The following is a 12,883-nucleotide window of genomic DNA, read 5'->3' on the forward strand; positions in this document are numbered from 1 at the left end:
CAAAGGACAAATGAAAGTGAAAATTGCTTTTACGACAACTGACCGAATTCATGTTAATGCTCACTTTGGTTGGGCTAAGGAAATTGATGTTTATGAAATTTCCGATAACGGATATGAATTCGTTGAAACTCTCAAGTTTGAAGGTGATTTGAAGGAAGATGGTAATGAAGATAAAATTACCCCCAAACTACAAGCACTGAATGATTGCACAATTGTTTATGTTGTCGCTATTGGTGGTAGTGCAGCCGCTCGTTTAATTAAAAAGAGCGTAACTCCAGTTAAGGCTAAATCTGAAGAGGAAAAAATTGAAGATATTCTCAACAAATTAGTCAAAACTCTCAAGGGTAATCCTCCACCTTGGTTACGGAAAGCTTTAGGACAGAAAAAACTTAGTTTTGCTGAAGAACTTGAGAACGAAGCAACATTATGAGTACAAATGATGTGAATGGAACTGGTAACAATTCAGAGGTAGTTTTAACTCCTTTCCATAAATCATTAGTTCAACAAATCCGGGCGCAAGATAGTTATGGTTTTTACCGGAGTTGGACTGATGAATTAATCCTCAAACCCTATATTCTTACTAAACAAAAGAAACGGGAAATTTCCGTAGAAGGTGAAATTGATCCCGCAACTATTTCCCGAATAAATGCTTTTTTTCGAGCGATAGCATCCAGTATTGAAAAGGAAACCGGACTCATTTCTAATGTGGTTGTGGAATTAGGACATGAGGGTTTTGGCTGGGCTTTAATATTTTCTGGACGCTTATTATTAACTGTAAAAACCTTACGTGATGCCCATCGTTTTGGTTTTGATTCCTTCGAGAAATTGGACGAAGAAGGCGCAAAGTTTGTGGAAAAAGGCATTGATTTAGCCAAGCGTTTCCCCGAAGTTGGAAATCTTTAATAATTGGGGACTGGGGACTGGGGACTGGGTATTGGGGACTGGGCAGAAATTACCAATTACCAATTACCAATTACCAATTACCAATTACCAATCACCAATCACCAATCACCAATTACCAATTACCAATGACAATTGAGGAAATCACCACCAAGATCAAAAAGCTAAATAGTAAAGCAGGTCAAATGAAAATGGATCTGCATGATTTAGCGGAAGGTTTGCCCACAGACTACCACAAACTAATGGATGTTGCTGCGGAAACTTACGAAATCTACTGTCAGTTAGATGGACTCAAGCAACAACTCAAAAAAATGGAGAATTCTAAATGAGTACCAATATTGATGAATTCAAGAAGTTAGTAGATGCAGAAGAATTTTTCATCTTCTTTAATCTGCCCTATGACCAAAAATTTGTAAATGTCAATCGTTTACATATTTTGAAAAAGTTTTCTCAGTTCATGAGTCAAATTGATGATACTTATCCTCAGATAAGTGACGAAGAAAGATTAGAGAAATATTGCACAGCCTTGCAACAAGCTTATCAGGTGTTTATAGAATCTACACCCCATGAACAAAAGCTGTTCAAGGTGTTTAATGATAAGCGAAAAAATGTTGTCACCCTGACAGAAATCACCTCAGATTAGGAGTTAAAAAGTGATCAACCTAACGCCTACCGAATTGGAACGCTATAGTCGCCAAATGATGCTGCCTAATTTTGGCGAATTAGCTCAAAAGCGCCTGAAATCAGCGACTGTTTTGGTGTCGGGTGTGGGTGGATTAGGTGGTACGGCGGCGCTTTACCTAGCAGTAGCAGGCGTTGGGCGGCTAATCCTAGTCCGGGGTGGAGATTTGCGGCTGGATGATATGAATCGTCAGGTTTTGATGACTGACGACTGGGTGGGTAAACCTAGAGTATTTAAAGCCCAAGAAACACTTAAAGCCATCAATCCCGATGTCCAAGTGGATGTAGTTCACGATTACATTACCGCAGAAAATGTGGATGAGTTGGTGCAGTCGGCGGATATGGCTTTGGATTGCGCTCACAATTTCACTGAACGCAATTTGTTAAATGCAGCCTGTGTCCGCTGGCGTAAGCCCATGGTAGAGGCGGCTATGGATGGAATGGAGGCTTACCTCACCACGATTATTCCTGGTGTTACGCCTTGTTTATCCTGTCTGTTTCCAGAAAAGCCTGATTGGGATCGGCGCGGTTTTTCTGTGCTGGGGGCGGTTTCTGGGACTTTGGCTTGTTTGACGGCTTTGGAAGCTGTGAAGCTGATTACTGGTTTTAGTCAACCGCTGTTGTCAGAGTTGCTGACGATTGATTTGAACCGAATGGAATTTGCTAAACGCCGTTCTCACCGCGATCGCAATTGTCCAGTTTGCGGTAATACTGCCCCTTGGAGATATTCCCAATCTCAAACTGCAACGGTATAAAGTACCTCTTTTTTCAAATCCACATTCCAAATCAGAATATTCGCTACAGAATAGGAAACAAAATGACTGTTACTTTAACAGAAAAGGCTGAATTTCGTCTGCGGGCATTTTTAAAAGGTTCTGCAACCGAAGACGCTAAAAAGGGTGTCCGCATCTCCGTTAAAGACGGTGGTTGCAGTGGCTACGAGTATGGCATCGAAATTACCAGTAAGCCCCAACCGGATGATGTCGTATCTCAACAAGGAAATGTGTTGATTTACGTTGATGCTAAAAGTGCGCCGTTATTAGCAGGTGTGGTAGTTGATTTTGTTGAGGGAGTAATGGACAGCGGTTTCAAGTTTTCCAATCCCAATGCAACTGATACCTGCGGTTGTGGCAAGTCTTTTAAAACAGATGATGGTACTCCCACTGGTGTACCTTGCGGCCAATAGTTCAAAGTTCAAAAAATAAGCCTTTCATTTTGAATTTTGAACTCAGCCGGGGAAACTTAACTAACTCAAAAACTCACTTCATTCACGTTTGAGGAGAATTAAAAAATGGCGACCTACCAAGTAAGATTGATCAGCAAAAAAGAAGACTTCGATACCACAATTGAATGTGACGAAGACACCACAATTCTAGATGCAGCAGACGAAGCTGGGATTGAATTACCTTTCTCCTGTCACTCCGGTGCTTGTTCTAGCTGTGTAGGTAAGGTTGTTGAAGGTGAAATCAATCAAGACGATCAATCCTTCCTAGATGATGAGCAAATAGGCAAAGGATTCGCTCTATTATGTGTTACCTATCCTCGGTCTAACTCTACAATCAAGACTCACCAAGAACCTTATCTTGCTTAATACAATATCTGTAGGGGTTTAGCAATGCTAAACCCTCTAACTTTCACAATGATGGAGGATGTTTATCATCTTTCATCATTTCAATTTTCGCTTTTTATTTTGATAATTCAATGTTTACTCCTTTTACTATTATGGGTTGTTCTTTAGAATTGATGAAAGCAGGAGATTGTGGGATAGTTACTGTTTGTCAAAGTCAAGATGAGATAATTAGAAAAAAGCTGATATTAATGGGCATTAAAACAGGGAATACGATTACTGTAGAACAGCAATTTCCTACTTTTGTGATTAAATGTGGTAGTTTATCTATGACTATAGATCGGGAAATAGCACGGGCTATTTATGTGCGAGTGATTGAGGGGTGAAAGGATTGATTATTAACTTTTGTTTAAATTATGATTTTTAGCACCAAAATTCTGTATAGTATTTAATACAGAATTTAAATTTATAGACTTAAACTATTCGATTGACAACTCAAGAAAATGGTGAACATCACATTACTATTCTTAATCATAGTCCAATTAAAATTGGGACTCTTAGTGCCATTTTATGTGATATTGAGAACCATTTTAATTTTACCTGCGATGAATGCCTAGCTCAATTATTTGAATAGTGGTTGACTGTGTTGGAATCAAAAGCAATTTAATTTTCACAAAAATTCAAGTTGATTTTTCATATCTCCTGGTTCAAGTGTTTCCCAAATCAGAATTAAAGTATTTAAAATTTCACCAATTGAACGGCGTTTCTGATCACAATACGTAATTCCTGCATGAGTTATACCGCTACGATGAAGAATAACAAAATCATCATCATGAGTAATCAATATCCGATTTTCAGATAAAGCAAAAGCAATTTGTTCTCTGTCTGATACACCCATTAATCCGGTTTCTGACGTTGTCGTAACATTGATTCCTCGACGATGTAAACCTAACGCGATCGCATTACTAACACTTTCATCTAAATGAAATTTAATTCTCTCTATCATTGCGTTTTTTCAGTTTTTGTTGCAGAATCGAAGGAGTTTGTGCTTGAATTTCTTGGATTAAAGCCTCTGATTCTGATATTTGTTGCCTAATTTCTTCCCGATGATCATGATAGTATGCTAAAGCAGCATAGACATCAGACAAGGTAATACTAGGATAATGGTAGAGAATTTCATCAGGAGACATTCCCATTTGTTCATGCCAAATTACAATATCCTGAACTCGAATCCGATGTCCAGCAATACGAGGTTTTCCTCCACAAATACCAGGAGTGATTTCAATATGTTCTTTGATTACGTTAACGGACATACTATTATCAAGAGAATTATTTACTCTAATTATATCACTAAAATCTGATAATTTAAGTTTATTTTTTATATTCTTGAATTGTTTGATAGTCGCCATTTTGATAAGCTTGACGAGCTTCTGCAATTTCGGAAATAATTTGGGGATTTTGTTCTATTAAATCTTCTTCATTTTCTGAAAGTTGTTCTTCTAGAAATTGCAAAAGTTTATGCTTTTCTTCTAAATTGAGAGATGAAATTGCCGCAATTAATGATTCAAAGGGAATTTGTAAGTTAACTACTGTCATTATTAATAATCCTTTTTAGGTTAATTATATTTTTAATTATGTCATATTTTTAGCTAATCTACCACCCCAGAGAGCAATGATAACTGTAGGGTGGGTTACGTCACATCAACATTATTTTATTTTACTTCTTTATTAGTTGGTGTGCCAAACCCACGTTAAGATTACTCCAAAATTGATGAAATTACACTATCCTAATTGTTAGCAGAATCATCTCTATAAAAAGTTAGAGTATCACTCTGTCGGGATACAAAACCTTTCAAATCATCTAATTTATAATCTTTAGCCTTGCAATCACTATCATTGAAGTTTGAAGAAAGGATTGTCATAGATTTATAGTAACTTTTATCGCCTTTTGGGTCATTCCAGAGAGCCAGATCGAAAATAACTGGTTCGCTCGATAAACTTTCACATCCTTGTGAAGTCCAGTTGGGATTATCACTATATTTTGCAAATGCAACCAGTTTATATTGACTACGTTCGATATTTTGTGGTATACTACTGACTGCAACTGATAGTTTTACTCCATTACCATTATTAGTTTTGACTATTGCGTATCCTTCATGAGTTCCTACCGGATTATGTATTTTTTGATTTATTATTATTCTGGTAGTTCCTGTCTCTCCCCCTTTGGGTATTAAAGGTGGAGGATCAATAACAGGAGGTTTGTTTATCAATGCCACAATAATTGTTCCTATTACGGTAATTACTGTACCAATAATTGCATTCCGTGTATTATTCTTATTTGCTGGCATAAGTGGCTTATCGTAAAATTGACTTAACGTTTATCTTTACCGAAACTACACCACTTACCCAAACCTGAAAAGCGGAAAAAAGCGGATTGCAAAAAAAAATTACAAACAGACGGAAAATAGCGGAAATATACGGATAAAGTCTGCTATCATTACTTGTGTCGCGTTACATTTTTAGCCATGCAGGTTAACGAACTACTACAACTTGTGGATGAGGCTGTCTATCTCAACACAGGCAATCATCTCAATGACTTGCAGCGTGGAGTTATTGAGGGGACACTAAAGCATCAAAAGTATGCTGATATTGCCGAAAATTGTGGTTGTAGCGCGGGTCATGCAAAAGATGTAGGTTACGAACTTTTAAAAATGTTATCTGATATTTTTGATGAACCAGTTGATAAAAGTAATCTTAAATCAGTTCTAGAACGACAGGGAAATGTGAATCTTTTTTTAGGTGATAAAAGTATTAATCAAAATATAATTGGCTGTATAAATATTGGTTCTAAACAACCTAAAACTAAACCAGATAAAAGTCATGCTGGTAATTCTAAACTAAAGCAAAAAGATCAGAATAAAACTCAGATAGAAAAAATTAGTAAATTAAGGTATTTCGGCTTAAATGATAAGCAAATTGCAGAGGTATTAGAGTTACCTTTAGAGGTAATTAAACAAGTGGAATCAGATAATTGACCAATAGTAGTGTACATAAAATATTAACGCCATAATAACTGCTTGCCATTTCGACCCGTTGCCACAAACTCGAAGAGAGATTATATTTATCCAAATAGGCGGAAAGTCCTGCATCATAGCCGTAAAAATTGGTCAGGGATGTTACCCTAATGATAAAGTTGCCAGAAGATTAATCGCCAACTTTCTCCGTGAGACACTAGGCAATCAGTGAGTATAAATGTTCAAAAAACTACAGAAAACACAAATTTATCTACTTGCGGGCGCTGGACTATGTGCCTTTTTAGCCGGGGCAATGGTGTCAGCCCCCCAAGTTGGCAAAACCGTGAGTCAATGGTTGAACTTGAGTCAGGGTAAGCCGGAAAAACTATCTGAGGCTACCAAAGTTAAGTCAGTTGTATTTTCTCTATTGTCTCAATCTGTACCAGAAAGATTAACAAAACTCACGGAAATTGCCCAAACAGGTAGTTCCCCAGATCGGGAACGCGCCCGTTATCTGCTCTCTTGTGATTACGTAGAAACCTCTCAAGGGAAAAAAGCCCTGAGTTTATTGACAGGACTGGAAAAAGATTATCCTGTATTAGCACCTTATATTTTACTTAAACAAGCCCAGGCTCATGATATTTTGGGCGAAGATAAGCAAGCTTCCGATTTGCGCCGCAGGGTGTTAAAGGAATATGGTAAAGAAGCAGCCGCAGTTAAAGCTATATATGCGATCGCTCAACCAAAATTGTCTGATCAAGCGATCGCTCAATTTCCCTCCCATCCCCTCACTTGGGAAATTATCCGCAAACGCTTAAAAGATAATCCTAATCAGCCTAAGTTACAATTAATCTTAGCTAAATACGCCGCTGACGAACCAGGAATTGTGGGTGTATTAAATCAGTTAATAAAACAGCCACAACTCAAACCCGCAGATTGGGAACTGATTGGTTCAGTCTATTGGGATAACAATGAATTTACCAAAGCTAAAAATGCTTATATTCAAGCACCAAAAACCGCTACCAACCTCTACCGCATCGCCAGAGGATTACAATTAAATAAAGAACAAGATCAAGCCATTGCAGTTTATAAACAACTACTACAAAAGTTTCCCACAGCCAAAGAAACAGCTATAGCCCTATTAAGATTGTCCGACATTGCTAAGGGTAAAGACTCTATTACCTATCTCGACCAAGTAATTAGTCAATTTCCTGACCAAGCACCTCAAGCATTAGTTAAAAAAGGGACTTTGCTGGATAGTCTCAAAGATAATCAATCAGCTAACACAACATGGAAATTATTACTAGGTAAATATAGTAGCAGTGATGAAGCCGCTGAATTTCGCTGGAAAATTGCCCAAACTAAAGCTAAAAACAACGACTATCTAGGTGCGTGGCAATGGGCGCAACCAATTACTATTAATAACAAAACTAGTATTTTAGCCCCTAGAGCCGGATTTTGGGTAGGTAAATGGGCAACGACACTAGGCAAGCAACAGGAAGCTATTACTGCTTATAAGTCTGTAATTAGTGAATTTCCTTACTCTTATTATGCCTGGCGTTCTGCGAGTATTTTGGGTTTAAATGTGGGAGATTTTAACAATCTGCGCGTGATGAATCCGGCAATTATCCCCCCGCAACGTCCTGTTCCACCAGCGGGTTCTGAGACTTTTCATGAATTGTATTTGCTGGGGCAAGATCGTGATGCCTGGTTGCAATGGGAAACAGAATTTAAAAATAAAAATCAGCCTAGTGTCGCGGAACAATTTACCGAAGGGTTGATGAAATTAACTAAAGGTGAATATCTCATTGGTATTGACAAAATTGCTAAATTAGAAGACCGAGAAACACCCGCTGAAAAAGCCGAATATGCAGCTTTAAGTCAACAAGCTATTTATTGGCAAGCCCGTTATCCCTTTCCTTATTTTAAAGAAATTGAAAAATGGTCTACTTCCCGGCAACTTAATCCCCTGTTAGTTACGGCTTTAATGCGCCAAGAATCTCGCTTTCAGGCGAAAGCTAAATCCCCCGTCGGTGCAACTGGTTTAATGCAAATTATGCCCAGTACAGGGGCATGGATAGCCCCACAAATCGGTTTAGATTTTAAAAAAATCAATCTAGAAAATCCCAGCGATAACATTATGTTGGGGACTTGGTATTTAGATTATACCCATCAACAGTACGGCAATAATTCCATGTTAGCGATCGCTAGTTATAATGCCGGACCTGGTAACGTTGCCAAATGGTTGCAAACCATCCCTAAACAAGATCCAGATGAGTTTGTGGAAGGAATTCCTTTTGATGAAACTAAAAATTATGTTCGGCAAGTTTTTGGTAATTATTGGAATTATCTGCGACTTTATAACCCAGAAGTTTCTGCTACAGTCAGTAAATACTCGGAAGCACACCCCAAATTACCACCAAATTGATATCTATGATTGCAACTCCCAGCTATAACTATCTTTCCCCCGTCGAATATCTCCAAGGGGAAGAAACCAGCCCTATTAAGCATGAATACAGAGACGGAGAAGTGTACGCAATGGCAGGGGCTAGTAATACTCATGTAATTATTACTGGCAACGTCTTTGCTATGCTGAGAAATCATCTGCGTGGCCGTGGCTGTCAAGCTTACATTGCCGATACCAAGGCACATATTGAATCAATTAATACCTATTACTATCCTGATGTCATAGTCAGTTGCGACCAAAAAGATAAAGCCTTTAATAACTTTTTGCGTTATCCCTGTTTAATTATCGAAGTTTTATCTCCCACAACAGAAGCCTTTGATAGAGGTGATAAATTTGCTGACTATCGAAATTTAGAATCACTTCAGGAATATGTGTTGATAAGTCAAACGCGGGTAAATGTCGAAATTTTCCGGCGTAATTCCGAGGGACAGTGGGGATTTTACAGTTATGGACAAGGGGAAAATGTGCATTTAGCAAGTGTAGATTTTCACTGTCCGATAGAAGATGTCTATGAAGATGTGAATTTTGAATCTCCTACTGGAGAAAATTGACCTAAGTAGGTGAACACAATAAAACCAAACTGTGTAAAGAAATGTAAAATCGCTGAAAATTTCTTTACTCTTGCCTCTTGCCTCTTGCCTCTTGCTATGACGACAATTTTCAATTATCAATTATCAATTGTTTACCACACCTTTTACAAAATCCAGCATCTGTATCATGAAACGCTAAACCGCACCCTTGACAAACAGTTTCCACCTGATTTGCAGTTTTTACCAATCGTCTAATTAAGTCGCCAATTTGCCACGGAATCAGAGCCACTCCTGTTAAAATCATCAATACTGTCAGTAACCGACCTAATTCAGAAATGGGAATCACATCACCAAATCCCACCGTTGTCATTGTGACAACAGAGAAATAAAAGGCATCTAAAAAAGTATCAAAATTCTGAGGATTAACTGGATGTTCAACTTGATAAATGAAGCCAGAAAAAATAAAAACTATAGCAAATAAAGTAAATAATATTCTGGCAAAAATTACACTATCTTCATTACTAATACTACCAAATAAAAATTTTTTATCAATAAATCTCAGTAAACGGAGAATTCTCACCCAGCGGAATAACCGAATAAAACTAATATCTACCAATCCGATAAAAGATGGCAAAATTGAGATTAAATCAATAATTGCATAAAAACTCAGAATATATTTAATTCTATTTTTTGTACTCCATAAGCGGAGTAAATATTCCCCAGCAAAAATCATTAATATGCAATCATCTAATCCTCTTAACTGCCAGCGAGCTTCTTGAGAGAGATCATAGGTTTCCGCGACAAAAATTCCCGAAGATACTAAAACCAATAAAGCAATAGTTACACTAATTACCTTACCTACAGGAGTTTCTAGGTCTGTTAAGTAAAACTCTAATTTTTCTCGGTTCAGCACCATCTTTTCAAGAACTCAAAAATTAAAAAATTATTACCAATGACAAATGACGAATTAAAACCTTAACCCAACTCCACCTTGTAAAGATAAAGCTGTACCACCAGTATTCCGGTAGGCATCAAAAGCAATAATAGCATTACCAAAAATCACAGTATTACTATTAGGAATAACATAATCAATGCCTGGTTGCAAAGCAAAGCTAATTTTATTACCTACAGGAGAAGCTGTATCACCACTAGTTAAGACTAAACCAGCACCTAAATAAACATCAGTTTGCCAGTTGAGAGGGAGGTCATAGGAAACAGTCGGGACTATGGCTGTGCCTTTACCAATTAACGCTTGAGCGCGGAAAGAAATGGGTGTTTCTAGTAACTTGTAACGAAAAGCCAGGACTCCACCCAATTGCGTACCATCTGTCAATCCCACAGTTGGACCAATACCAACATAGCTACCATAAGCTACCTGAGCTTTTACTGGTTGAGAGTTTACAGCTAAACTCAAAACGGTTCCCATTCCCATTACCCCAAGCCAACACTGAAAATGCTTCATTACCCTACTCCTGACACAATCTGTATTTAATATAACTTAGCAATACCTTCGCCAAATTGAAAAAAGCCTTGATTCGTAGGTTGGGTTGAAGCATGAAACCCAACGCATTTGTTGGGTTGCGCCTCATCCCCTCATGCCATTATGGACAACGAGAATGTAGTCCACCTTGAGTACAAATAAATGCCAATTGTTGAGGATCTAAATTTTTAGCTTTAGTAAAATCTACTCCTTTGATTGAGGCATTTTGAGAACCAATATCAGGTGTTTCCACAAACTGATCTGCGGGATTTTGTTTACCGGCAAAGAGGATTGTACCTTGAAAATTTGCTCCATCCACATTTGCTTTTCGTAAATCAGCCCGACTTAAATCAGCATTTTGCAAATTGGCGTTTTCTAAGTTAGCGGAACGCAAACTAACACCAGTCAGCCGAGTAGCAGTTAAGTTAGCATCGCTGAGATTAGCATAATCTAAATAGGCTTCAGATAAATCTGCACCTTGCCAATCAGTTTTGGTTAAATTTGCATAAGCTAATTGTGTCCCAATAGCAGAAACACGCACTAAACGAGCAGCATATAAATTTGCTTCTGTTAAATTAGCATTGCTTAAATCTGCATTTATCAAGCTGGCATTTTCTAAAATCGCATTTCGTAAATCTGTACCTACTAACTGGGTACTACTGAGATTAGCAGCAAATAAGCGGGTGTAGGATAAGTTGGCTTTGTTGAGATTAGCCCGACTTAAATCACTCCGACTCATGGAAACACGGCTCAAGTTAGTATTACTTAAATTAGCTGCCTTTAACTGGACGTTGTTTAAATCTGCAATCACATCATCGTAAGTATCCCAACGTCCATCTTCACCGACGCTGCGAAAACGGCTACCTTGGAAATTAGCTTGGTTAAGATTTGCCGATTTCAAGACAATTCCTGATAAATCAATGTTGTTTAATACCAGGTTAAATAAGGACTTTCCCCCAGATGCTTGAGAACCTAATTCAGCTTTACTCAAGTCAATATTGTTAATTTTGCCACTATAGACAGCCAGAATTTTATTAATTACCTGCTGAGTCAGAATTAACTGGTTTTGTCTAATGTCCGAATTAGGACTTTTACCCATAGATGCTAGTTCTTCCACGAGAAACTGATTCATCCGGTTTAATTCCGGGATAGCTTTAAAACCAGTATTAGTTAAAGCTTGTTGAATAGTATCCAGGGTTTTGGGGTCTGTTTCCTTGACTAATAAGTCAATTAATAATTTGATGGATTGTTTATCATCTATAGTCCCCAAGGCTAACACTGCTCTTTGTCGATCTTCATTAGTAACACCGCTGCTGGGATTTAGTGCTTTGATGAGTTCGATAAACTTTTGACTATTAGTTTGTTCGCTTCTCCGTTGGCTTTCTTGGGTTTGGATATAGATTTGTGTACCAACTAAAGTTGATAGTACAGCAATCATACTAGTCAGCCCTACCAAAAACAGACTGAGATAAGAATTATTTTTGGGGACTGGAGTGGAACTAGATTTTTGAGTTGCAGCACTATCTACATCAGCTTCGTTTATTGTTGACTGCTCCCCAGGATGACTAACCGTGCTGGTTGCATCTATTGTGTATGTTCCTGCTATTTGATCATGGAAAGAGCGGCGATGCTTTTGGACAGGCCAGCCCTTAGACTCTGCTAGGATCATTAACATCGTTAAAGATGTAAACAGAGCTAAGTTGGGGAAAATAAAGCTGTAACGCCAGAGTAGATAAGCAGCAGAAACTGGTACTGTCCAACGCCCTAATCCTTCTCTAACTATGATTGCACCTAAGCCTGGGGCTGTTCCGGCTGCGGTTACTACTCGCACTCTAAACCACCGTTTGGGAATGGTGCTGCCAGTTTTAGCTAATAAATATAATTGCCAAGCACCGAAGCTGGTGGGTAATAATAGGGCTAATGCCCATAAGATATTAGTCGGCCAAGCGACGTTGCGAATACCGTAACTGACAGGTAATGCGAGGGGTCTAGCGATCGCTTTTTCTGTGACTACGAGAACAGGGTTAAGAGGAACTCGCTGGATCTCACTCCGAGAATTTACATACACGCCCAAAGCATAAGGAACTAAACCACTGGCAATAAGGAGGGTGATTTCCACCGTCCAAGCCACAAAACGCCTGGTTGCTAATGGTGTAATTTTAGCTTTCTTCGGTTCTTTGGAGCGGCTAGACTGACTACTACTTTTGCCGATCATTGGATTTGCCATTGAATAATTACCTGTGA

The 12,883-nt window shown here is 38.3% G+C and carries 19 protein-coding genes; 12 read left to right on the plus strand and 7 right to left on the minus strand.

Annotated elements, in window-relative coordinates:
* Positions 1-10: 10 nt before the first annotated feature.
* From nifX to PN450_RS20525, 9 genes are all read left to right on the plus strand, one after another.
* Complete coding sequence (gene nifX, locus PN450_RS20485) at positions 11-430, plus strand: nitrogen fixation protein NifX (protein ID WP_148762487.1); 420 nt, start codon at positions 11-13, stop codon at positions 428-430.
* Positions 427-903 carry a NifX-associated nitrogen fixation protein gene (locus PN450_RS20490; RefSeq protein WP_417033763.1) on the plus strand — a complete coding sequence of 159 codons (477 nt, stop codon included), beginning with the start codon at positions 427-429 and terminating at the stop codon, positions 901-903. Before nifX ends, PN450_RS20490 begins: the two co-directional genes overlap by 4 nt.
* Positions 890-1,039: an alpha/beta hydrolase gene (locus tag PN450_RS20495; RefSeq protein ID WP_271837389.1), complete on the plus strand. Its 150-nt coding sequence runs from the start codon at positions 890-892 to the stop codon at positions 1,037-1,039. The genes PN450_RS20490 and PN450_RS20495 overlap by 14 nt, the downstream gene beginning before the upstream one ends.
* The gene (locus PN450_RS20500; RefSeq protein ID WP_015081332.1) at positions 1,029-1,229 is read left to right on the plus strand and encodes a CCE_0567 family metalloprotein; all 201 of its coding nucleotides are present in this window, start codon (positions 1,029-1,031) and stop codon (positions 1,227-1,229) included. Before PN450_RS20495 ends, PN450_RS20500 begins: the two co-directional genes overlap by 11 nt.
* On the plus strand, positions 1,226-1,543 hold the full coding sequence (gene nifW, locus PN450_RS20505) for a nitrogenase-stabilizing/protective protein NifW (RefSeq protein ID WP_015081333.1): 318 nt from the start codon (positions 1,226-1,228) through the stop codon (positions 1,541-1,543). Before PN450_RS20500 ends, nifW begins: the two co-directional genes overlap by 4 nt.
* A 10-nt stretch (positions 1,544-1,553) precedes the next feature.
* Positions 1,554-2,336 carry a HesA/MoeB/ThiF family protein gene (locus PN450_RS20510; RefSeq protein ID WP_148762483.1) on the plus strand — a complete coding sequence of 261 codons (783 nt, stop codon included), beginning with the start codon at positions 1,554-1,556 and terminating at the stop codon, positions 2,334-2,336.
* A gap of 62 nt (positions 2,337-2,398) precedes the next feature.
* Complete coding sequence (locus tag PN450_RS20515) at positions 2,399-2,767, plus strand: HesB/IscA family protein (protein ID WP_015081335.1); 369 nt, start codon at positions 2,399-2,401, stop codon at positions 2,765-2,767.
* A gap of 105 nt (positions 2,768-2,872) precedes the next feature.
* Entirely contained in the window at positions 2,873-3,172 is a 300-nt protein-coding gene (locus PN450_RS20520; RefSeq protein WP_015081336.1) for a 2Fe-2S iron-sulfur cluster-binding protein, read from the plus strand.
* A 110-nt stretch (positions 3,173-3,282) separates the two neighbouring features.
* On the plus strand, positions 3,283-3,534 hold the full coding sequence (locus tag PN450_RS20525) for a FeoA family protein (protein ID WP_271837390.1): 252 nt from the start codon (positions 3,283-3,285) through the stop codon (positions 3,532-3,534).
* A gap of 284 nt (positions 3,535-3,818) precedes the next feature.
* On the opposite strand, the gene PN450_RS20530 is transcribed toward PN450_RS20525, so the two are convergent.
* The 4 genes from PN450_RS20530 to PN450_RS20545 form a co-directional block, all read right to left on the minus strand.
* A complete protein-coding gene (locus PN450_RS20530; protein WP_148762470.1) occupies positions 3,819-4,154 on the minus strand; it encodes a DUF5615 family PIN-like protein in 336 nt (111 codons plus the stop codon).
* Positions 4,138-4,461 (minus strand): DUF433 domain-containing protein, encoded by a 324-nt coding sequence (locus PN450_RS20535; RefSeq protein WP_148766892.1) that lies wholly within the window; start codon positions 4,459-4,461, stop codon positions 4,138-4,140. Before PN450_RS20535 ends, PN450_RS20530 begins: the two co-directional genes overlap by 17 nt.
* Positions 4,462-4,519: 58 nt before the next feature.
* Positions 4,520-4,744 (minus strand): hypothetical protein, encoded by a 225-nt coding sequence (locus tag PN450_RS20540; protein ID WP_271837391.1) that lies wholly within the window; start codon positions 4,742-4,744, stop codon positions 4,520-4,522.
* 191 nt (positions 4,745-4,935) lie between these two features.
* On the minus strand, positions 4,936-5,496 hold the full coding sequence (locus PN450_RS20545) for a hypothetical protein (RefSeq protein ID WP_271837392.1): 561 nt from the start codon (positions 5,494-5,496) through the stop codon (positions 4,936-4,938).
* 177 nt (positions 5,497-5,673) lie between these two features.
* Between PN450_RS20545 and PN450_RS20550 the strand changes: the two genes are divergently transcribed.
* The 3 genes from PN450_RS20550 (at position 5,674) to PN450_RS20560 (ending at position 9,180) form a co-directional block, all read left to right on the plus strand.
* Positions 5,674-6,183, plus strand: coding sequence for a hypothetical protein (locus tag PN450_RS20550; RefSeq protein ID WP_271837393.1), 510 nt, complete (start codon positions 5,674-5,676; stop codon positions 6,181-6,183).
* Positions 6,184-6,400: 217 nt separating this feature from the next.
* Complete coding sequence (locus PN450_RS20555; protein WP_271837394.1) at positions 6,401-8,590, plus strand: lytic transglycosylase domain-containing protein; 2,190 nt, start codon at positions 6,401-6,403, stop codon at positions 8,588-8,590.
* Positions 8,591-8,595: 5 nt separating this feature from the next.
* A complete protein-coding gene (locus tag PN450_RS20560; RefSeq protein WP_168694861.1) occupies positions 8,596-9,180 on the plus strand; it encodes a Uma2 family endonuclease in 585 nt (194 codons plus the stop codon).
* Positions 9,181-9,289: 109 nt separating this feature from the next.
* On the opposite strand, the gene PN450_RS20565 is transcribed toward PN450_RS20560, so the two are convergent.
* The 3 genes from PN450_RS20565 to PN450_RS20575 all read right to left on the minus strand — a co-directional run bounded on the left by PN450_RS20565 (position 9,290) and on the right by PN450_RS20575 (position 12,866).
* Positions 9,290-10,075 carry an ion transporter gene (locus PN450_RS20565; RefSeq protein ID WP_271837395.1) on the minus strand — a complete coding sequence of 262 codons (786 nt, stop codon included), beginning with the start codon at positions 10,073-10,075 and terminating at the stop codon, positions 9,290-9,292.
* Positions 10,076-10,126: 51 nt separating this feature from the next.
* On the minus strand, positions 10,127-10,621 hold the full coding sequence (locus PN450_RS20570) for a hypothetical protein (protein WP_271837396.1): 495 nt from the start codon (positions 10,619-10,621) through the stop codon (positions 10,127-10,129).
* A 139-nt stretch (positions 10,622-10,760) separates the two neighbouring features.
* Entirely contained in the window at positions 10,761-12,866 is a 2,106-nt protein-coding gene (locus PN450_RS20575) for a pentapeptide repeat-containing protein (protein WP_271837397.1), read from the minus strand.
* Positions 12,867-12,883: the final 17 nt, after the last annotated feature.

Origin of the sequence: Dolichospermum lemmermannii CS-548 (genome assembly GCF_028330815.1) — a bacterium.
Taxonomy (GTDB): Bacteria; Cyanobacteriota; Cyanobacteriia; order Cyanobacteriales; family Nostocaceae; genus Dolichospermum; species Dolichospermum lemmermannii.